Source organism: Pelomonas sp. Root405 (assembly GCF_001425165.1).
GTDB lineage: Bacteria > Pseudomonadota > Gammaproteobacteria > Burkholderiales > Burkholderiaceae_C > Pelomonas.
This window is the reverse complement of the sequence record NZ_LMDU01000001.1, coordinates 557,307-578,435: the sequence shown is the minus strand read 5'-3', so window position 1 is coordinate 578,435 and position 21,129 is coordinate 557,307. Positions and strand designations below refer to the sequence as shown.

At 68.9% G+C, this 21,129-nt stretch carries 17 protein-coding genes; 2 read left to right on the top strand and 15 right to left on the bottom strand.

Features of this window, described 5'->3' with window-relative positions; translation table 11 throughout:
* Window positions 1-3: 3 nt before the first annotated feature.
* Window positions 4-549, bottom strand: coding sequence for a DinB family protein (locus ASC81_RS02560; protein WP_056262310.1), 546 nt, complete (start codon window positions 547-549; stop codon window positions 4-6).
* 105 nt (window positions 550-654) lie between these two features.
* On the opposite strand from ASC81_RS02560, the gene ASC81_RS02555 reads away from it, so the two are divergent.
* Window positions 655-3,378, top strand: coding sequence for a CHASE domain-containing protein (locus tag ASC81_RS02555; protein ID WP_156391674.1), 2,724 nt, complete (start codon window positions 655-657; stop codon window positions 3,376-3,378).
* Here the strand turns inward: ASC81_RS02555 and ASC81_RS02550 are convergent.
* From ASC81_RS02550 to ASC81_RS02540, 3 genes are all read right to left on the bottom strand, one after another.
* Window positions 3,358-4,935, bottom strand: coding sequence for an EAL domain-containing protein (locus tag ASC81_RS02550; RefSeq protein ID WP_056262304.1), 1,578 nt, complete (start codon window positions 4,933-4,935; stop codon window positions 3,358-3,360). The two genes, ASC81_RS02555 and ASC81_RS02550, sit on opposite strands and share 21 nt — an antisense overlap.
* 58 nt (window positions 4,936-4,993) lie before the next feature.
* Window positions 4,994-6,040, bottom strand: a complete 1,047-nt coding sequence (locus ASC81_RS02545; RefSeq protein ID WP_082536203.1) for a cache domain-containing protein — start codon at window positions 6,038-6,040, stop codon at window positions 4,994-4,996.
* A 177-nt stretch (window positions 6,041-6,217) separates the two neighbouring features.
* On the bottom strand, window positions 6,218-6,661 hold the full coding sequence (locus tag ASC81_RS02540; RefSeq protein WP_056264187.1) for an Lrp/AsnC family transcriptional regulator: 444 nt from the start codon (window positions 6,659-6,661) through the stop codon (window positions 6,218-6,220).
* Between the two features lie 84 nt (window positions 6,662-6,745).
* Between ASC81_RS02540 and ASC81_RS02535 the strand changes: the two genes are divergently transcribed.
* The gene (locus ASC81_RS02535) at window positions 6,746-7,336 is read left to right on the top strand and encodes a LysE family translocator (RefSeq protein ID WP_056262300.1); all 591 of its coding nucleotides are present in this window, start codon (window positions 6,746-6,748) and stop codon (window positions 7,334-7,336) included.
* Window positions 7,337-7,341: 5 nt separating this feature from the next.
* Here the strand turns inward: ASC81_RS02535 and ASC81_RS02530 are convergent, their stop codons facing one another.
* From ASC81_RS02530 to ASC81_RS02485, 11 genes are all read right to left on the bottom strand, one after another.
* Window positions 7,342-8,310, bottom strand: coding sequence for a transglutaminase family protein (locus tag ASC81_RS02530; RefSeq protein WP_235533548.1), 969 nt, complete (start codon window positions 8,308-8,310; stop codon window positions 7,342-7,344).
* Window positions 8,307-10,952, bottom strand: a complete 2,646-nt coding sequence (locus tag ASC81_RS02525; protein WP_235533547.1) for a circularly permuted type 2 ATP-grasp protein — start codon at window positions 10,950-10,952, stop codon at window positions 8,307-8,309. The genes ASC81_RS02530 and ASC81_RS02525 overlap by 4 nt, the downstream gene beginning before the upstream one ends.
* A gap of 128 nt (window positions 10,953-11,080) precedes the next feature.
* Window positions 11,081-11,965, bottom strand: a complete 885-nt coding sequence (locus tag ASC81_RS02520) for an alpha/beta fold hydrolase (protein WP_056262292.1) — start codon at window positions 11,963-11,965, stop codon at window positions 11,081-11,083.
* 12 nt (window positions 11,966-11,977) lie between these two features.
* Window positions 11,978-12,268 carry a type II toxin-antitoxin system RelE/ParE family toxin gene (locus tag ASC81_RS02515; RefSeq protein WP_056262288.1) on the bottom strand — a complete coding sequence of 97 codons (291 nt, stop codon included), beginning with the start codon at window positions 12,266-12,268 and terminating at the stop codon, window positions 11,978-11,980.
* A 3-nt stretch (window positions 12,269-12,271) separates the two neighbouring features.
* Window positions 12,272-12,502: an addiction module protein gene (locus tag ASC81_RS02510; protein ID WP_056262284.1), complete on the bottom strand. Its 231-nt coding sequence runs from the start codon at window positions 12,500-12,502 to the stop codon at window positions 12,272-12,274.
* A 23-nt stretch (window positions 12,503-12,525) separates the two neighbouring features.
* Window positions 12,526-15,969 carry a DUF2126 domain-containing protein gene (locus ASC81_RS02505; RefSeq protein ID WP_056262282.1) on the bottom strand — a complete coding sequence of 1,148 codons (3,444 nt, stop codon included), beginning with the start codon at window positions 15,967-15,969 and terminating at the stop codon, window positions 12,526-12,528.
* 14 nt (window positions 15,970-15,983) lie between these two features.
* On the bottom strand, window positions 15,984-16,928 hold the full coding sequence (locus tag ASC81_RS02500) for an alpha-E domain-containing protein (protein ID WP_056262279.1): 945 nt from the start codon (window positions 16,926-16,928) through the stop codon (window positions 15,984-15,986).
* A complete protein-coding gene (locus ASC81_RS26390) occupies window positions 16,918-17,076 on the bottom strand; it encodes an alpha-E domain-containing protein (protein ID WP_082536202.1) in 159 nt (52 codons plus the stop codon). Before ASC81_RS26390 ends, ASC81_RS02500 begins: the two co-directional genes overlap by 11 nt.
* A 13-nt stretch (window positions 17,077-17,089) precedes the next feature.
* A complete protein-coding gene (locus ASC81_RS02495) occupies window positions 17,090-18,586 on the bottom strand; it encodes a circularly permuted type 2 ATP-grasp protein (RefSeq protein WP_082536201.1) in 1,497 nt (498 codons plus the stop codon).
* A gap of 158 nt (window positions 18,587-18,744) precedes the next feature.
* On the bottom strand, window positions 18,745-20,742 hold the full coding sequence (locus ASC81_RS02490; RefSeq protein ID WP_056262276.1) for a TonB-dependent receptor: 1,998 nt from the start codon (window positions 20,740-20,742) through the stop codon (window positions 18,745-18,747).
* 74 nt (window positions 20,743-20,816) lie between these two features.
* Window positions 20,817-21,128 (bottom strand): hypothetical protein, encoded by a 312-nt coding sequence (locus ASC81_RS02485; protein ID WP_056262275.1) that lies wholly within the window; start codon window positions 21,126-21,128, stop codon window positions 20,817-20,819.
* Window position 21,129 lies beyond the last annotated feature (1 nt).

The window sequence follows — 21,129 nt, the reverse complement described above, 5'->3', positions numbered from 1 at the left end:
GCTTCACACAGGCTCCTCCCACCCCAGGGCCAGCATGTCGCCCCCACGGTGCACCGAATCCCCCAGCAGGATGAAGTCGTCCAGCTGCGGCGGCTTGACCGCCGTCCCGGACAACATCGCATGGGCCTGCCCACGGTGGTGGGTCTGGTGCATGAAGAGGTGAGCCAGCACGCGCCACACCGGTTCCCGCGGCCCGGCCGCGATGCCGGCGCCGCGGTCGAAGGCGACGATGCGCTCGGCGTCGTCCGGCGCGAGGTTGGCGCAGAAGTCGATCAGCCGCTGGTCGCTGTCGTCCTGCCGCGCCGCCAGTTCGGACGCCGTTCCGGCCGGCACATAGCCCGACCACACCTTCACCATGGCTGGGTCGCTATGCAGGGCGGCGAGGTAGTAATGGTCCACGGCCAGCACATGGTTCAAGGTCAGCGCCAGGCTGGGGAAGAAGCTGGTGCGGGGTGCATGGAACTCGGCGTCAGGCAACGCGGCCACGGCGGCGAGCAGTCGCCGGTTCGCCAGGCGGTTGGCGCGGGCCTGGGTCAGAAATAGCTGCATGGCCGGAGATTGTGCGCGGGCCGGCGCGGTGCCGGGGCTGACGGCGTCAGCCGGGCATGCTTCAATCCCCGTGCGCCAAAAGAACCAAGCGACGAAAGAGGCAACTTGCGCATCGGAGACGGCTATACCGGGCCAGAGATGGTCAGCACGACGGCGTGGGTAGCTGCTGCCGCGGTGTTGTCCCTTGGGCTGGCGCTGACTGCCGGCGCGGCGATCTGGCAGCAGCAACGCGCCGCCGCCGAGGCGCGCACGCTGCAGGAGCGCCAGGTGGAGCGGCTGCAGGCCGACCTCGTCAAGCGCCTGACCATGCCCGTCTACGGCCTCAAGGGTGCACGCGGCGCTCTCGCAGCGCTGGAGGGCAAGGTGACCCGCGCCGCCTTTGACGCCTACGTCGAATCGCGCGACCTGGCCAAGGAGTTCCCCGGCGTGCGTGGTTTCGGTCTCATCGAGCGGGTGGCGCGCCGCGACCTGGACCGCTTTGTCGCCGCCCGCCAGCGCGACGGCGCCACGCAGTTCCGCGTGCATGGCTCAGGCACCAACGAGACGCTCTACATCGTCACGCAGATCTCGCCGTTCTCGCGCAACTTCTCCGCCTGGGGGCTGGACTCGGGCGCCGACCCGGTGCGCCGCCAGGCCATCGAACAAGCCATCGACAGCGGTGAGGAGACGCTCTCCAGCTCGGTGCGCCTGGTCCATGACCCGCTCAAGGGGCCCGGCTTCCTGCTGCTGGTGCCGGTCTACAGGCAGGGGCATGACCCAGGCGCACCGGCCGACCGTCGGGCGGCGCTGCTCGGGCTGCTGTATGCGCCGCTGGTGGCCAAGGACCTGCTGCATGGCGTTGCCGAGCCCGCGGCGGCGCTGCTGGACCTCAAGCTGTCGGTGCGTGGCCTGGACAGCGAGTTCCACCCCTTGCTGGCCATGCACGATGGCGCAGCCTTGCCATTGACCGAGACGGTCGACTTTGTACTTGAAGATGCGCCCACGGCGAGTGCCACCCACTTCACGACGGCCGGGCGCGAGTTCCGCCTTGAAGCCGCCCTGACGCGAGAAGCCACCCAGCGCCTGCTGGGTCTGTCGGGCCTGGGCGTGGAGCTGGGCGGCGCGCTGCTGAGCGTGTTGCTCGCGATCACGGTCTACCTGCTGGCCGCCGGGCGGTCACGCGCCGAGCGCATCGCACGCGGCATGACGGCGGACCTGGCCCGGCTGGCGACAGTGGCCAGCCACACGACGAACGCCGTGATGATCACCGACGGCGAGCGTCGCATCACCTGGGTCAACGACGGTTTCACGCGCATCAGCGGCTACACGCCGGCCGAGGCGCTGGGACGCCAGCCCAGCGATCTGCTGCATTCCGAGCGGACCCATGCCGACACGGTGCACGGCATGCGCGAGTCGATGAACGTGGGCCTGGGCTGCGAGGCCGAACTGCTGCAGCGCCGCAAGGACGGCCGCGACTACTGGGTGCAGATCGAGATCCAGCCGCTGCGCGACGAGGCTGGCGAACTTACCGGCTTCATGAGCATCGAGTCCGACATCACGGCGCGCAAGGCCCTGCAGGCCCAGGCCGACGAGGCGCGCGCCAGCCTGCAGGACCTCTACGACAACGCGCCCTGCGCCTATTACTCGCTGGACCCCGACGCTCGCTTCCTGCAGATCAATGCCCTCGGCCTGAAATGGCTGGGCTGCACAGCCGAGCAGCTCGTCGGCAAGGCCGGCCCGGCCGACTTCTTCGACGAAGAGGGCCGCCTGCTGTTCGCCCAGGCTTATGCAGGCCTGAAGCAGGACGGCCGCATCTCGGGGCTGGAGTTCAACATCACCGGCCGCCATGGCGAAATGCGGCGCGTCAGCCTGTCGGCCACGGCTGTCTATGGCGCTGAGGGCGAGTTCCTGCGCGGCCGCTCGGTGATGTTCGATATCAGCGAGACCTATCGCATCCGCCTGCAGCTGCACCAGCTGACGCTGGACCAGGAGGCCATGCTGGAGAGCGACCTGGTGGGCATCGCCAAGCTGCGCGACCGCATGACCGTCTGGCGCAACCATGCGCTGGAGCGCATGTTCGGCTATGACGACGGCGAGCTGCTCGGCCAGCCTGCACGCCTGCTCTATCCCGACGACACCGCCTATGCGACCCTCGGCGCGCTGGCATACCCGCAGCTCAGGGCGGGCGGGCGCTTCCGCACGCAGTTGCAGATGCGCCGCAAGGACGGCACGTTGATCTGGGTGGACCTGTCCGGCGTGGAGCTGTCCGGTGCATCCGGTGATCGGGGCGGCGAATCACTGTGGATGATGGTCGACATCACGCAGAGCAAGGCCCACGAGGCGCGCATGGAGCGCGCAGCCCTGCACGACGCGCTGACCGGCCTGCCCAACCGCCTGCTGCTGGGTGACCGCCTGAAGCAGGCCATTGCCGGCGCGGAGCGCAACGGCCATGTGTTTGCGCTGGCCTATCTCGATCTCAACGGCTTCAAGCAGATCAACGACAACCACGGCCACGATGCCGGCGACGAGGTGCTCAAGGCCGTCTCGTCGCGCCTGCACGCCGGCCTGCGCGCCAGCGACACCGTGGCCCGGCTGGGTGGTGACGAGTTCGTCGTGCTGCTGACGCCGCAACAGGCGCCGGCCGATGCCGAGCCCGTGCTGGGCCGGCTGCTCGATGCGCTGAGCCAGCCGGTCACGCTGAGCTCCGGCGAACAGGTGGCCGTGGGCAGCAGCCTGGGCCTGGCCCACTTCCCGACCGACGGCCGCACGCCCGATGCGCTGATGCGGCATGCCGACGAAGCCATGTTCGCCAACAAGCGCGCGGGGCGGTCACGGGCGTTGAGCCGTTAGGCAAGGAAGTTCCGGATCGAGGCTCTGGAGCTTGAGCCTGTCGACCAGCTCTCTGAAGGCAATCGGCTTTCCGAACAGCCACCCTTGCGCGTACTGGACACCGTGCTCGCGAAGGAATTGCGCTTGAGCTTCGGTCTCGACGCCTTCCGCAATCATCTTCAAGTCGAGCGACTTCGCCATCTCGATGATGTGATCGATGACGTGGCGGGTGACGGACTCGGTGGCGAGCGAATCGACGAACGACTTGTCGATCTTCAGATAGTCGAGTTTCAGGCTCTCCAGGTGCGCCAGGCTGGAATAGCCCGTCCCGAAATCGTCGATGGCTATGTCGACCCCGAACTGGTGAAGCTCGCTCAACACGCTTCTTGCCCGGTCAACCTGCACAAAGGCTCGTTCCGTCACCTCGGCGATCAGGTTGCTGTTCTGTGCTCCCGTCTTGGCCGCGAGCCGCCTGAGGCGCTGGGGCATGTCGATGTCGTGCAGGTCAGCCGCGGACAGGTTGATCGCGATATGGAAATCCGGAAACGCGCCGAACAGACGGTTCGCGTCACGTCCGATCAGTTCCATCACGCGCTGCGTGATCTGGACGATCAGACCTGACTCTTCGGCAATGGGAATGAAGAGATCTGGCCGGACGATCTCGCCGTTCGGCCGCCGCCACCGAATCAGGGCCTCAGCGCCAATCCACCGTCCGGTCGCGAGTTCGACGACCGGCTGGTACGCCATGAAGAACTCGCGTCGCTGCAATGCCAGCTTGATGCCGGTGGCTGGGCGCAAGCGCAGCTTCGAGAGATACAGGAAAGCCCCGGCCAGGCACACCCCCGCCAGAAGGCCGACGGGCACGAGGACCATCCCGAACCGAACCGAGCGTTGATGCGCATGGTCCAGTGGAATGGCCGCGATGGCGCCCGTCTCGTAGCGGCGTGAAGCATGGGTGGCGACTGCATAGCCATTCATCGGCGCAGCCAGGCTGGCGCCATTGCGCGTCGCTTTGACCCAATCTTCGTCCAGATGCCCTCGGGCGGACAGCGTCGCCCCCGTCGAACGGGCGTACAGCGCGAGCGAGACGTCGGGCGCTACCGTCGTGAAGTCCAGCAGAAGCTCCTTGCGAAGCACCGCCACAAAGCCGCCTGCCTCGACCACCAGGAACTGCTGGTCACGCGCGAACGGCAGCGTCACCGAGGGCCGAATGCCGACACCTCTTGACGTGACGAGGCTGACCGGGCCGATGGGAATGGGCTCCGTGCGGCCCAGCGACGAACAAACAATGGCGTCGCCCGATACCGCCCCCACGACTTGAAGGTGGCTCTGGGATACCAGGATGTCCCGCATGGCGGCAAGGTGTGCCCCGGAACACCGATCCGTGTCCGCGATCGCCGCCAGCGTGTGAACGGCTTCATCGATCCCATCCGCGGCGGCGTCCGCCCGTTGAACCAGGCCTTCGGCGTACGCACGTGCCAGGTCAAGTTGCTCGTCCAAGCCTTGCGTGCGTGCAAGTTGAATCGACAGGACGATGGGAAGCGCGATAGACGCCATCGCCCCCAGAACGATGAGCACCGGGACAACGGCCTAATTGAATGCGCCGTCACGCAGGCGGGGGTGTTGCATGCGGCCGCTACTTGCGCGCGTCGATGCGGTCAAACACGCCATTCAGGCAACGGATCAGCTTCCTGATCTCACGCGGGCCTCCTTCGGCTGCACGAGCCGACGTGCCGCCCGACATGACTCGCCCCGTGACCTCGATGAGACGCTCGATGGAAACCGAGACGTTGCGCCCGATGAACCATGCCGCCAGCACGGCGACGAAGAAGCACAACAGCGCGGCCGATGCCGCGAGCATGGTGGCGACGCGATGCGGCCCCAATGCCTCGGCTTCCGACATGCTGGCCGCGACGATCCAGTGCGAGGCGGGTACCGTGACATAGGCGCCGATGCGGGGAACACCCTCGACATCCTCCGCGCGGACGCGGCCCTCCCTACGGTCTTGCACTTTCCACAATGCTGCTGGAACCGGCCTGCCATCCCAGGCTCTGGCCGAGCGTGACCGCATGAGGATGGTTCCCTCCGTGTCGAAGACGCTGACCACAATGCTTTCGGGGAGGTCGCTGAGGATCCGATCACCGTAGATCCGCAGATCCAGAGGGGCAAGCAGTTGCGCGGCGATCACGCCCTGAGCGTTCTTCACCGGCTGGACCATTCTGGCCACCGTGCGCCCGCTGACTTCACCCCGCGCAACCGCAACCACCTTGAATGCGCCTGACCGCGCGCCGTCTGCCGCCAGGCCTGCTTCCTTCGGGCCCAGCGTCTTGGTGGCGTTGGCAAGTGATGTGCAGATCAGGTTCGAATCGAGGTCGCGCAGCGTGATCGCCGTCAATTCGGGATGCAGCGGTGGGTACTCCCTGATCAGGGGGTCGCACGCGCTGGCATTCAACGCCCGGACGGCGGGCCGATTGGCCAATTGACCCAGCAGGTAGCTGTATTCGTTGAATCCTCGGTCGAGGGACGAGGCCACCCGCGTTGCCACGGCCTGGGAGCGCACGTGGGCGGTGTCGATGGCGCCGTTCCAGGTGTTCACAGCGAACAGCCCGAGGCCAAGGACGCCGGGAATGGCGCAAACGACGGCCAAGCCGACGAGTTGCGCTCGAACGCCGAGTGAAAGCATGGTCCGTCCCTTCTTCGACTTGCTGGCGTCACGTCGAAGCGGCGTTTCGGCACGTGCACACAAGCCCAGGATGCCGAATCCCGGGGCTTGAGGTTTGACGGGCAGCAATCGCCGGACGTCGACTTCACGACCTCATGTGAAGCAGTTCACGCGTCGCCGTTCGCACCCGGAAGACCCCTAGCCTCGCTCATCCTTCGGCGAGTCCATCACGATGTAGCTCGTGATCATGCTGACCTGCGGCAGGCCGCCCAGCACGTCGGCATGGAAGCGCTTGTAGGCCGGCAGGTCGGCCACCTCGACGCGCAGCAGGTATTCAAACGCCCCGGTCACGTTGTGGCATTCGCGCACGACCGGGCAGTCCCTCATCGCCTGCTCGAAGCTCAGCTGCTCGTCCAGCGTGTGGCGCGACAGGCCGATGGCCACGTAGGCGACAAAGCCCTGGCCGAGCCGAAGCGGGTCCAGCACCGCCCGGTAGCCCTTGATGACGCCGAGCCGCTCCAGCTCCTGCACGCGACGCAGGCAGGCCGAAGGGCTGAGCGCGATGCGCTGGGCCAGTTCGGCATTGGTCAGGCGGCCGTCCCGGACCAGTTCACGCAATATCTTGTCGTCGATGGCATCCATGGCCGCCGATGATTGCACGCCTGACCGCAACACCACCGCAAAACGCAAGCCCATTCGATGCCAGCCTGCCTAAAGTTGCACGCCATGGAAACCCCCGCCACCCTGCATGCCCTGGTCGGCTTCGCCTTCGTCACCTCGATCACGCCCGGCCCCAACAACCTGATGCTGCTGGCCTCGGGTACCAACTTCGGCTGGCGGCGCAGCCTGCCGCACCTGCTGGGCATCAGCTTCGGCTTCGCCGTCATGCTGGTGCTGGTCGGCCTGGGCCTGGGCGAGGTGTTCACGCGCTACCCCGGCCTGCATGACGTGCTGAAGTGGGCCAGCCTGGCCTATCTGCTCTACCTGGCCTACAAGGTGGCGACCGCGGCGCCGCCCACGGCCGGTGACCCCAGCGGCCAGGGCCGGCCCATGGGCTTCGGCGCCGCCGCCCTGTTCCAGGCCGTCAACCCCAAAGCCTGGGCGATGTCGCTGACCGCCGTGACGGCCTACGGCGAACTCGGCATTGCCGCGCTGGCCGCCGTCTTCGTGCTCGTCAACCTGCCCTGCTGCGGCTCGTGGGCGCTACTGGGCGAACAGATGCGCCGCTGGCTGCACCGGCCGCGCGCACTGCAGGCCTTCAACTGGGGCGCCGCGGCGCTGATGGTGGTGTCGGTGCTGCCGCTGCTGCGGGCCTGACCGGATCAGGCGCCGACGGGCTCCACGCTGACGCCCACGCGCAGCGTGGCCACGCCGCCGCCGCGCAGCACGCCGCGCAGCGGCGCCACGTCGGCGTAGTCGCGGCCCCAGGCCAGCGTGACATGGTCCAGGCCGGCGGGCACCGCATTGGTCGGGTCCAGCGCCAGCCAGCCCTGCTCGGGGCACCACAGCTCCACCCAGGCATGCGAGGCATCGGCGCCGACGAGCTTCGGCTGGCCGGGCAGCGGGCGGGTCAGCAGATAGCCCGACACATAGCGCGCCGCCAGGCCGAGCGCCCTGCAGGCGGCGATGAAGACATGGGCGAAATCCTGGCAGACGCCACTGCGCTGGGCCAGTGCGTCGGCGGCGCGGGTGGCCACCGTCGTGCTCTGCGGCAAATAGCGCAGGTCGGCGTGGATCTGGTGCATCAGCGACAGGCCGCCCGCCGCCAGCGTGCGGCCGGGCGAGAAGGCGCGGCGCGCATAGGCCGCCAGCGTGGCATCGGGCGCGGCATAGGTGGACGCCAGCGCGAATTCGTCCGCGGCCTGCAGGGTCCGGCCGGCACGGTAGCGCAGGCTGGCGGCCACCGCCTCCCAGGCCGGGCCGCGCGTCGGCTCGGGCAGGGGCCGGGGCTTGAGCGCGGCTTCAAAGCTGCTGTCGACGACCAGGCGTTCATGCACGCGCGCATGGCCGAAGCTCAGGTGGCCGTTGCCCCAGGGGTCGCGGCGCAGGTGGCCGGCCAGTTCGGCCGCGTCCAGTTCCAGCCCGACGTCGTTCCAGCCCGTGCCCCAGCCGTCGGGCAGCGGGGTGATGTTGAGCCGCCAGCCGCTGATCGTCTGCCAGGGCGTGCCCTGAGGCGCCAGGCAGGCGGCATGGTGGGCCCATTCCACCGAAGCTTCGTAGGTGTATTCGGTGACGTGGTGCACGGCCAATCGCACACCCTGCACGCCCTGCACGTTTTGCGCTGGGCTCACAGCCACACCCTCTGTTCGGCGCCCAGCACGTGGGCGAAGTAGCGCTGGCTGATAAGGCTGGACAGCTCGCCGGCCTGGGCGGCAGCGCGCTGCAGGTGCTCGACCAGGGCCGGGCCGGGCGCGGCCAGTTCGGCCAGCGACCAGGCCTCGGGCACGGGCAAGTCGGCGGCAATGTCGGCCGCCCAGCCCGGGTCGTGGCGTGCCAGCTTGGCGAAGCGGTCGCGCAGCGTGCGCGCCACCCAGGCCAGCGAGCGCGGGTTGTCGGTGTCGTGCACCAGCAGGTGCAGCAGCGGCGGTGCCTCGCGGCGTGCCTGGAACTGGGCGCGGTAGGTGATGGTGGAGTCGAACACGCCGAGCAGCAGCGCAAAGCCGTCCTCGGTCAGTGCCAGGTCGTGCTCGAAGGTCTCTGCCAGCACCTCGGCATGGAAGGACAGGCGCTCGATCTGGCGGCCGATGGACAGCAGCCGCCAGCCGTCATCGCGCGTCATGCGGTCGGTCTGGGCGCCGGTGATGGCGGCCAGGTGCGTGTCCGCGCGGGCCAGCACGTTGAGCACGTCGCTCATCGACGCCGACGGACCCGGGCGGTCTAGCACGGCGCGCAAATGCTGCTCGAACTGCGCCGCCGTCTCGTGGATGAGCTTCCAGGCCTCGGGCGACAGGCGCTCGCGCAGCGCCTGGGCGCAGCCCTGCAGCGCGCGCAGGTTCCAGCCGACGCTGTGCGCGCCCGAGCTGGGCAACAGCGCCGCCAGCAACGCGCGCTCGAAGCCGCGCGGATCGTCCTCGGCCGCGGGCGCCTCGGCGCCGACCAGACCATGGCGGCGCGCCAGTTCGTCCAGCAACGGCAGCATGGGCGGCGGCATGGCGCCGCGCTGCACCATCACGCTGGCCTCGATGACATGGCGCGCCAGTCGCGCGCTGTTCTCGGCGCGCTCGGTGTAGCGGCCCAGCCAGAAGAGGTTCTCGGCGGCGCGGCTGGTCACTGTCCAGTGCACGTCGCGCAGGTCGGCCGGCTGCAGCGGCTGGGACAGCAGCGTCGTCTTGTCGACCTCGCCATCGGTCATGACCCAGGTGTCGGCACTGAGCGAGCCGCGCTGGATGGACAGCCAGGCATCGGCCAGCGGGTCGCGCTTGGGCGCCACGCGGGCCAGGCCGCCGGGCAGCACCTTCCAGCCGGCCTTGCCATCCGTCATGGCAAACACGCGCAGCACGGCCACGCGCGGCTCCAGCGCGCCGCGCGTCCAGACCGGCAACTTCGTCGGCTTGACGCGCGCCTGCAGCGTGTAGGCGGTGGGGTCGGCATCGATGCGCTCGGCCAGGGCGCGCAGCGCCTCGGCCGTCAGCTCGGCGGCCACGATGGGCGCGAAGTGACTCGTCGTGCTGCTGGCCGAAAAGGTCGGCACGACGATGAACTCCGCCAGCCGCGGCCGCAACCGGCGCCAGGCGCTGTCCTCGCCGCACCACCAGCTCTGGATGGCGGGCAGCAGCAGGTCTTCACCCAGCAGTTCCTCGGCCACACCGGGCCAGAAGGCCGTCAGGCCCGGGCTTTCCAGCCAGCCCGAGCCGGGCGCATTGGCCAGCACGACCTCGCCAGCGCGCACGGCTTGCAGCAGGCCCGGCACGCCGAGGATGGAATCGGGACGCAGCTCCAGCGGGTCGAGCCAGGTGTCGTCGACGCGCCGCAGCAGCACATGCACGCGCTCCAGGCCAGCCAGCGTCTTGAGGTAGACCTTGTCGGCCCGCACGGTCAGGTCGGCGCCCTCGACCAGGGTGATGCCGAGGTAGCGGGCCAGGAAGGCCTGCTCGAAATAGGTTTCGTTGCGCGGCCCCGGCGTCAGCAGCGCAACGCGGCTGCGCTCGCCAGCGGGCGACAGCCTGGTCAGCGCCTGGATGAAGTCACGGTAGCTGGCGGCCAGGCGCTGTACGGCCATCTGCCGAAAAGCCTCGGGGAACTGCTGGGCAATGATGAGGCGGTTTTCCAGCACATAGCCCAGGCCCGAGGCGGCCTGGGTGCGCTGCCCGACCACCCACCATTTGCCGTCGGAACAGCGCGTCAGGTCGAAGGCCAGCACCTGCAGGTGGCCGCCGCGCGGCTGGCTGCCATGCATGGCGCGCAGGTACTGCGGATGGGCCAGCACCAGCGACGCCGGCAGCAGGCCCTTCTGCAGCAGGCGGCGCTCGCCGTAGGTGTCGGTCATGACGGCGTCGAGCAGGCGCGCACGCTGCACGATGCCGGCCTCGATGTCGCGCCATTCGTCGGGCTCGATCAGCATGGGCAGCAGTTCGAGCGGCCAATGGCGCGCCAACGGCGTGCCGTCGCGCTCGTCCTGGCCCGGCAGCGGCGGGGCGTCGCTGTGCACGTTGTAGCTGGCGCCGTCCTCCAGCACGCGGCGCTGCACGCGCAGCGCCTTGGCCGACAGCTCCTGCCAGCCGGCCGAGCCGCCCGCCGCGAAGAAGCGCCGCCAGCGCTCGGCCAGGCCGGCCTGGGGCTCGCCGGGGCGGTTGACCTGGCCGGTCAGCTCGTAGAAGTGCCCGTCGCGGCTGCGCAGCGCGGCCGACGCAGCCTGGACCAGCGGGTCGGGGGCGGACGGTTCGTCGGGCTCATCGGGGAGCAGGCTCCACTGGCTGGGTGTCAGCTCAGACATCGCGGGTCGGTCGGGGGCGGGCATGCGGCGCATTGGGCGGAGAGGCATTGTCAAGCAATGTCCGCGCCGCAGCCCTGGGGGCCGACCCGGGCAAACGCCCGTATTTCGCGCCGCGTGCGTCCTCGACCCTAGAGGGCGTCGGGCACGACGCTGCCGCTGGACTGCGCGCGGTTCGACAGGAAGGCGCGCAACACGCGCTCCGCCGCCACCGGGTCATCGCGCCAGGCGCCGTGGCCCACGCCGGCAAAGCGCTCGAACTGCACCCATTGCGCCGGCAGCGCCGCGACGATTTCTTCGGCGTCCTCGGGCGGCGTGACCGGGTCGGCCTCGCCCGCCATGACCAGCACCGGGCATTGCACCTGCGACAGGCCCGGGCGCAGGTCCATGTCGCGCAGCTCGGTGCGGGTGTGGGCGAACAGAATCTCGGGCTTGAACATCATCCAGCCGCCGGCATCGGGATTCCTGGGCTGAGTGTTGTAGAGGTGGCGGCAGTGCTTCTCGTACACCGCCCAGCTCGCCGGGCCGGGGTTCTCCCAGAACTCGCGCGTGGCGGCCGCAGCATCAGGCCCGCCAAGGGCGCCGAAGCGCTCGATCTTGCGCGCCAGGCCGAAGTGGTGGGAGGTGCTGGACAGCACGACCTTGCCCGGATGTTCAGGATGTCGCGCCAGATAGCGCTGTGCGACGAAGCCGCCAAAGCTCTGGCCGAGCACGATGGGCTTGACCACCCCCAGCGAATCACACAGCCGCACGATGTCGTCCGCAAACACATCCAGCACCCATTCCTCGGCCGGCCGTGGGTCGCTGCGGCCATGGCCGCGCAGGTCGAAGTAGACGACCTGACAGATGTCGGCGAACCGGCTGAAGAAGGGCCGGAAGGCGGTGTGGTCAAAGCCCGGGCCGCCATGGACCAGGACCAGGGTGGGCTTCTCGCGCAGCTGCGGGCCGTCGGGCTCATGGCCGAGGCCTTCGATGTCGACGAAGAGTCGGATGCCGGGTTGGATTTCGATGCGCATGGATGGGGGTGGTCAGCCGCGCCCTTGCCGTGCAGACGGCGGGCGCCGGTGGTGGAAGACCGCCGTAACGAGCAATTCTTCGCCGGTCATGCGGTAGTAGAGCGAATACGGGAAGCGCCTCAACACGACGCGACGGCAGCCTGGCTCCACTTCGGCAAAGCCGGCCGGATGTCGACAGGCGGATTGCAGCGCCGCCTCGAAGGCGCGGGCAAACTCCAGCCCCAAGCCCAACGCGCGGGCCTCGTACCAGTGCTGAGCGTCAAGCAGCTCGATCCGCGCCTCAGGCCGGAAGAGAACGCGCATCGTTCAGCGCGGTCTCGGCCCTGCCATCAGCTCAACACGCACCTCTTCCCAGGGCACGGCGGTCGAGGGATCGGCATCGTGAGCGCGCAGCCGCCTTTGGATCTCCTGGCTTTGGGCTTGCGTCAAGCCGGGCAGCGCCGAGGCGTCAAGGGCGATGCTGTCCCACAGATCCTCCGCGAGCTGGATGCGCTCGGCGACCGACAGCTTGCGGAGTTCGGCGAGATCGATGGGCATGTCGCGAGTTTGCCTGAAGCCGGTCAACCCAGCTTGCGCAGGTCCAAGGTGAACGGGAACTCCAGGCTCCGCTGCGGCTCGGCCGCCTCGACCTTGCCCGGCGTGTGCCCCATCGCCACAAAGCGCGACAGCCGCCGGCTTTCGGCCTCGTAGGCATTGACCGGCAGCGTCTCGTAGCTGCGCCCGCCCGGGTGGGCGACCGAGTAGCGGCAGCCGCCCAGGCTCTTGGCCTGCCAGGTGTCCACCAGGTCGACCGTCAGCGGCGCGTGGATGCCGATGGTCGGGTGCAGGGCCGAGGGCGGCAGCCAGGCGCGGTAGCGCACGCCGGCGACGAACTCGCCGACACGGCCGGTGGGCTGCAGCGGCAGGGCCACGCCGTTGACGGTCACACGGTGGCGGGTGTCGATGAGGCCCGTGACATGCACCTCGATGCGCTCCATCGACGCGTCCACATAGCGCACGGTGCCGCCGGCCGAGCCCTCCTCGCCCATCACATGCCAGGGCTCCAGCGCGCTGCGCAGCGTCACGTGCACGCCGCGGGCGGCGAACTCGCCGTATTTCGGGAAGCGGAACTCGAAATGCGGCGCGAACCAGCCAGCGTCCAGCGCATAGCCGGCGTCCTGCATGTCCTGCATGACGTCGTTGAAGTCGTCGCGGATGAAATGCGGCAGCAGCCAGCGGTCATGCAGCTCGGTGCCCCAGCGCACCAGCGGCGCGCGGTAGGGCTGCTTCCAGAAGCGCGCGACCAGCGCCCGCAGCAACAGCTGTTGCACGATGCTCATGCGCGCGTGCGGCGGCATCTCGAAGGCGCGCAGCTCCAGCAGTCCGAGGCGGCCGGTCGCGGAGTCAGGCGAGTAAAGCTTGTCAATGCAGAACTCGCTGCGGTGGGTGTTGCCGGTCACATCGACGAGGACGTTGCGCAACGTGCGGTCGACGACCCAGGGCGGCATCGCGCTGCCGTAGCTGGCCTCGGCCTTGTGAATCTCGGCGAGCGCGATTTCCAGTTCCCGCAGCTGGTCGTTGCGCGCTTCGTCGACTCGCGGCGCCTGGCTGGTGGGACCGATGAAGAGGCCGCTGAACAGGTAGCTCAGCGAGGGGTGGTTGTGCCAGTAGGCCAGCAACGAGGCCAGCAACGAAGGCCTGCGCAGGAAGGGCGAGTCCGCCGGCGTGGCGCCGCCGAGCACGAAATGGTTGCCGCCGCCGGTGCCGGTGTGGCGGCCGTCGATCATGAACTTCTCGCTCGACAGCCGCGTGACGCGCGCGGCTTCGTAGAGGAACTCGGTGTGTGCCACCAGCTCGCGCCAGTTGTGCGCCGGGTGGATGTTGACCTCGATGACGCCGGGGTCGGGCGTGACCTGCAGCAGCTTCAGGCGCGGGTCGCGCGGCGGCGGATAGCCCTCCAGCACGATGGGGTAGCCGGTGTCCTCGCAGGCGCCTTCCACGGCGGCGAGCAGCTCCAGGTAGTGCTCGACCTTTTCGAGCGGCGGCATGAAGACGTACAGGACGCCGCTGGCCTTGCCTTTGGTTTCGGCCGAGGGACCGTTGGCCCGTCGGGGGTCGCGGGCCTCGACGCAGAGCGCTGTGCGCGCGAGTTCGGCGGCGCTTTGGAAGCGAGCCGGCATGGCCGCCGCGCTGGCCGCCGCATCGACAGCAGCGCCAGCAGCGCCGGCACCTGCGGGCGCCGAGCTGACGCCGCTGCGCAGGCCCGGCGTCGGTCCGGCCGACGTCACGCCCTGCACCTGGGCACGCAAGGTGGCCGCGGCGGGCAGCATGCCGCGCGGCGCAAACGGGTCCTGCTCGATCAGATAGGGGTAGTCGCCCTTGCTGACCCAGGGCAGCGCGTCGAGCGGCAGGCGCCAGCCCATCGGCGAGTCACCGGGATGCAGGTAGAGGCGCTCGTCGCGGAAGTACCAGGGACTGGTCAGCCAGCGCGGGCCGCCGAGCGGCGTGCCTTCCTCGCCCGCGCGGGCGATCGGCAGCACATAGCCGACGACGTGGGACAGGCCCTGGTCGAAGACGCGGCGCAGGCGGGTGCGCTCCATCTCGTCGTCCAGGCGCGCATCGAAGGGATCAACATTGACCGGCAGGCGGCGCTCGCGCCACAGGTAGTAGAAGGTGTCCTCGTAGCCGGGCTGCACATGCGTCGCCGGCAGTCCCAGGCGGCGCGTCAGCACGTTCATGAAGTGCTCGGCATGCGTGCTGGTGTAGGCGTGGGCCTCGCGCTCGTCGGCAAACCAGTCGGGGTTGCGCCAGCAAGGCTGGCCGTCGGCCCGCCAGTAGATGGACAGCGCCCAGCGCGGCAGTTGCTCGCCCGGATACCACTTGCCCTGGCCGAAATGCAGGAAACCGCCGCGGCCATATTCGTCGCGCAGCTTGTGCGTCAGCTGCTGGGCGTAAACGCGCTTGGTCGGGCCCAGCGCATCGATGTTCCATTCGGGGGCGTCGCGGTCGTCGATGGCAACGAAAGTAGGCTCGCCGCCCATGGTCAGGCGCACATCGCCAGCCACCAGCTCGCGGTCGACCTGCTCGCCCAGCGAGAGCACCTCGGCCCACTGGGTCTCGGTGTAGGGACGGGTCACGCGGGGCGACTCGTAGATGCGCGTGACGCTCATCTCGTGGCCGAACTCCACCTCGCTCTCGTCCACGCCCCCGCTGATGGGCGCTGCGCTGCCGGGCGTGGGCGTGGCGGCCAGCGGGATATGGCCCTCGCCCGCCAGCAGGCCCGAGGTCGGGTCCAGGCCGATCCAGCCGGCGCCCGGCAGATAGACCTCGCACCAGGCGTGCAGGTCGGTGAAATCGACCTCGGTACCGCTCGGGCCGTCGAGCGCCTTTTCGTCAGGTGTGAGCTGGATCAGATAGCCCGACACGAAGCGCGCCGCCAGGCCGAGGTGGCGCAGCAACTGCACCAGCAGCCAGCCGGAGTCGCGGCAGGAGCCCGAGCCCTTGGTCAGCGTCTCCTCCGGCGTCTGCACACCCGGTTCCATGCGGATCAGGTAGGAGACGCTGCGCTGCACCTTCTGGTTGAGCTCGACGAGGAAATCATTCGTCGAGCGCCGGTCGAGCGGGACGTCCTTCAGGTAGGCCGCCAGCAAGGGCGTCAGCGGTTCGACCTGCAGATAGGGCGCGAGCTCGATCTGCTGCACCTCGTCGTAGGTGAAGGGGAAGGTCTGGGCGTGCTCTTCGAGGAAGAAGTCGAACGGGTTGTAGACCGACATCTCCGCCACCAGGTCCACCGTGACGGTGAACTCGGTCGTCTTCTCGGGGAAGACCAGCCGCGCCAGGTAGTTGGCGAAGGGGTCCTGCTGCCAGTTGATGAAGTGCCCCGCCGGCTCGATGGTGAGCGAGTAGCTGAGCACGGGGGTGCGGCAATGCGGCGCCGGCCGCAGGCGCACGACCTGTGGGCCGAGGCTGACCGGCCGGTCGTACTTGTAGCGTGTGACGTGTTTGAGGGCGACGTGGATTGACATGCGTGGCCCGTGGGTCAGTTCGAGGGAACGAGAAAGTCGCGGCTGATGCCGGCGCCGAGATCCGCCACCTCGGCGAGGAAGTCGTCGAGGAAGGGGTGCAACCCCTTGGTCAGGATCTCGTCGATGCGGCCGAAGGCCAGTTCGGCCTCCAGCCGGCCGACACGCCGCAGCGTCTCGCTCGACTGCGGGTTGGCCACGCGCTTGAGGTTGGCCAGCAGTCGGGTCACGCAGTGCGACAGCGAACGCGGCATGTCGGGGCGCAGGATGAGCAGCTCGGCCACTTTGTCGGGCTGGATGACATTGCTGTAGACCTTGCGGTAGATCTCGAAGCCCGACACCGAGCGCAGCACGGCCGACCAGTAGTAGAAGTCGCGCGCCGTGTCGCGCTCCGTGCCATTGCCGTCCTGGCGGTAGAACTTGACGTCGATCAGCCGGGCGGTGTTGTCGGCGCGCTCCAGGAAGGAGCCGATGCGGATGAAGTGGAAGGCTTCGTCCTGCAGCATGGTGCCCACCGTCACGCCGCGCGACAGATGGCTGCGGTACTTGACCCATTCGAACAGCTGCGAGGGGTCACGCGCCAGGGCGCCATCGCGCAGCAGCCGGCGGAACTCCAGCCAGGTCTGGTTCATGGTCTCCCAGACTTCGGTCGTCAGCGCGCCGCGCACCGCGCGCGCGTTCTCGCGGGCGGCGCGAAGGCAGTTGTAGATGGACGAGAGGTTGTCCTCGTCCGCCACCATGAAGGCCATGACGCTGCGGCCGTTGATCTCGGAATACTTGGTGCCGTAGAGGCTGTTCAGCTCCGAGATGGAGACGAGGCTGCGCCAGGACTGCTCGGACTCCTCGGCCGACTGCGGCTGCAGCGAGGTCTGGTAGGCGATGTCGAGCATCCGGGCGGTGTTCTCGGCCCGCTCAATGTAGCGGCTGAGCCAAAAAAGATGGTCAGCAGTCCTAGACAGCATGCTTCGACTCCCATTCGTTGGCCGAGAACACCGCACGCGCTGCCGCGCTCTGCGGTGTTTTGGCTTCGCCACAAGCGCTGCGCGCTTTACCGGCCCTTTCGATATAGCGGCTCAGCCAGAACAGGTGGTCAGCGGTTCTTGAAAGCATCTTGTTGTCTCCCTCAGTCTTCCAGAACCCAGGTGTCTTTTGTGCCGCCGCCCTGGCTGCTGTTGACGACCAGCGAGCCCTCCTTCAAGGCAACACGCGTCAAGCCACCGGGCACCATGCGCACGCTGGACCCCGACAGCACGAAGGGTCGCAGATCAATGTGACGGGGCGCGATGCCGCTGTCGACGAAGGTCGGGCAAGTGGACAGCGACAAGGTCGGCTGGGCGATGTAGTTGCCGGGGTTGGCGACGATGCGCGCGCGGAAGGCTTCGATCTCGGCCTGGGTGGCTGCCGGGCCGACCAGCATGCCGTAGCCGCCCGCGCCATGCACCTCCTTGACCACCAGCTCGCCCAGGTGGGCCAGCGTGTAGGCCAGGCCCTCCTTCTCGCGGCACACATGGGTCGGCACGTTCTGCAGGATGGGTTTCTCGCCGAGATAGAACTCGATCATCTTCGGCACGTAGGGATAGATGGACTTGTCGTCCGCAATGCCGGTGCCGATGGCGTTGGACAAGGTCACCTTGCCGGCCTTGTAGGCATCCACCAGACCGGCGCAGCCGAGCTGTGAGTCAGCGCGGAAGACCGTCGGGTCGAGGAAGTCGTCGTCGAGGCGTCGGTAGATCACGTCGACGCGCTTGGGGCCGCGCGTGGTGCGCATGTACACAAAGCCGCCGTCGACGAACAAGTCCTGGCCCTCGACCAGCTCCACTCCCATCTGCTGCGCCAGGAAGGCGTGCTCGAAGTAGGCCGAGTTGTACATGCCCGGCGTCAGCACCACGACGGTGGGGTCGGACACGCCCGACGGCGCCACGCTGCGCAGGGTGTCCAGCAGCAGGTCGGGGTAATGGGCCACCGGCGCAATGCGGTGCTGCACGAACAGCTCGGGGAAGAGCCGCATCATCATCTTGCGGTTCTCGAGCATGTAGCTCACGCCGCTGGGCACGCGCAGGTTGTCTTCCAGCACGAAGTAGTCGCCGCCGCCGCCCGCATTGCCGGCGCGCACGATGTCGACGCCAGCGATGTGGCTGTAGACGCCGCCGGCGACGTCCACGCCCATCATCTCCTTGCGGAACTGGGCGTTGTTGAGGATCTCGTCGGCCGGCACGATGCCGGCCTTGAGGATTTCCTGGTCGTGATAGACGTCGTGGATGAAGCGGTTCAGCGCTGTCACCCGCTGGGCCAGGCCCGCCTGCATGGACGTCCATTCGGCGGCCGGGATGACGCGCGGGATCAGGTCGAAGGGAATCACCCGCTCGGTGCCCTCGCCCGTGTCCTTGTCGCCATAGACGGCAAACGTGATGCCCACGCGGCGGAAGATCAGCTCCGCCTGCTCGCGTCGTTCGCGCATCAGCGACTCGGGCTGCGCCGCCAGCCAGCGGGCATAGGCTTCGTAGTGGGCGCGGATGCTGGTGTTGTTGCTGACCGGCGGCGCTGCGCCCTGGGTCTGTGATTGGCTTTGCGATTGGCTAGGCGCAACCGGGGCGTTCATCTCGTCGAAAGGCGTCTGCATCGTCGCTCCTGTTCCCAGCCCCGGCGATGCAAGTTTCGCGCCCGGGTGGGCGGCGGCTTGTGGTGCGCGCGGGCACTGCTTGGGTGCAGGATGCCCGCCACGAAGACGTCGAGGCACCAGGTTTATACCGGGGCTCGACGCCAAGACGCCCGTTCGGCTCAGAAGCGCACTTGCAGACCCGTGCTGGCCGAGCGCCCCGGCTGCGGTGCCAGCGCCCGAATTGTCGGCACCGCCGTCGCGTTGTAGGCCAGCTTGTTGCCGAGGTTGTCCAGCTTCAGATACCAGAGCGCATCAAGCTGGCCCCAGCGCAGCTGGCGGGCCAGGCTCATGCGCACGGTGCCGTAACCGGGTGTGGGCGTGTCGAACTGCGCGACGCGGGTCTGGCGGGCCGCGCCGCGCCATTCCAGCTTGCCCGACCACTCGCCCCACTTGCCCTCCAACCCCAGCATCGCCCGCAGCGGCGACAGGCGCGGCAGCGGTTCACCGGTGCTGCGGTTGTTGCCGCGCACCGCATCGATCTGGCCCAGCAACGCCACGGCCGGGTGGGCCTGCCAGCGGCCTTCCAGCTCCACGCCACGCAGCCGCGCCGGCACGGCCTGGAAGGCGTAGACCGGCAGGCTCTCGCCTTCGTCCTCCACGCTTTCGCCGGTGGCCTGCAGCGCGATGTAGTTGGCAAAGCGCGTCTCGTAGACGTTCAGGTGCACATGGCTTTGCTCGCCTTCCCACTTCAGGCCGACGTCCGCGCCCTTGGAGCGCTCCATGCCCAGGTTCGGGTCGCCGCGCTCGAAGGCCGCGCTGGCCACATGCAGGCCATTGGCGAACAGCTCGTAATAGGCCGGCGCCCGCTGGGTGCGGTTGAGGTTGGCGCTCAGGCTCCACGCGTTGTTCAGCGGCAGCACGCCGCCGACCGCCAGGCTCAAGGGCCTGAAGCGGCGCGACTGCGCGGCGCCGAAGCGCTCACCGCCGTCCGACTCGACGGTCACCTTTTCGCTGCGCGCGCCGGCCGTCCAGTCCACGCCCGCCAGCCTGGCCTGCTCCAGCAGGAAGACACCGGTGTTGCGCGTGCGCGTGCCCGGCACGAAGGCCTCCTCGCCCAATGCCGAGAAGTCCAGCGACTCGGTCTGCACGCCGACGACGCCCTTCAGCGGCCCGAAAGGTGTCGACAAAGCGGCATGCTCCAGCTCCAGCCGGCCGTCCGTGCCGCGGCTCTTGAAGACGGTGCCGACCTCGTCGCCCTCGAATTCGGTGTGCTCGTAGCGGTTGCGGCTGACCTGCCAGCCGATGCGGCGCAGCGGCCCGCTGGCCGTCGCCCATTCGCCGGCCGTGGCGACGCGCTGGCGCTGCATGCGGATCGTCACGTCGGCCTCGGCCGTGGTGCCGTAGTCGGTGTGGAAGTCGTCCAGCGACACGCCGGCAAAGCCGCCCTGGAAGAACACCGAGCCGCCGATGGCGCCGCCGTGGCTCTGCGCGGCGGAGTTGCGCACGCGGCTGCGGCTTTCGCCATCAATGTCGAAGCGCGGCGCGCGCTGGTCGTCGGCATCGCGGCCGGCCAGGTCGACGTGCCAGCCGACGCCCGAATGGGCCTGGCCGCTGCCGCCATCCAGCACGACGGCGCCGCTCCTGTCGTTGCTGGCGCCACCCAGGCGCACCTCGGCCGCGCCGCTCAGGCCCGAGGTGAAGACGCGCGGGATGCGGTTGTCCAGCGTGTTGACGACGCCGCCCACCGCGTTGCCGCCATACAGCAGCGCCGCGGCACCGCGCAACACCTCGACCTTGTCGATGACCAGTGGGTCGATGGCCACGCCATGGTCGAAGCTGAGATTGGACGCATCGACCGACGCGCCCGAGTTGTTGAGGATGCGCACCCGGTCGCCGTCCAGGCCGCGGATGCTCGGCCGGCTGGCATTGGGGCCGAAGTTGGTGGCGGCCACGCCGGGCAGCCCTTGCAGCGTGTCGCCGAGGGTGGCGGCGCGCGTCAGGGTGAGCTGGTCGCCGGACAGCGAATCGCTGGGCTGGGCCAGCACCTGACTCTTCAACGGGTTGCCGGTGACGACGACCTTGTCGAGGGATTCGGTGGCCGCACCGGACGAAGTTTGGGCCTGGGCGGCCAGGGAGATGCAGGCGGCCGCGAGGGGCGCCAGGGCAAAGGAACGCATGGGAGAGGACTTCCGAAATCAGAAAACGCAAGACCGCGCACCGCCGGGCGGCGGGCGCAGCAAGGGCTTGGAATTCAGACGGAAGTCGGGGGTGCCCGGGCCGGCGGCAGGCCGAGGCTGACCGCCCGCGGCGCGCTGCCACGCGCCAGCAGCGGCGCCGCATGCACAGCCGGGCTGGCCGGGACGGCGGCTGGCTCGGTGGCGGGCGCACCGGCGCCAAGGTTGGCGGCGGTCAGGCAGAGGTCGCAATGGAGGAGCTGGGAGAGGCCCTCATCCGCGCCTTCGCCGATGTGCGACAAGGCATGCGCGCCCGCCATCGCCTGGGCGATGGGCAGGAGCAGGGCCAGCCAAAACAGCCAGCCGCGGAGGTTGCGACGCAAGTTCACG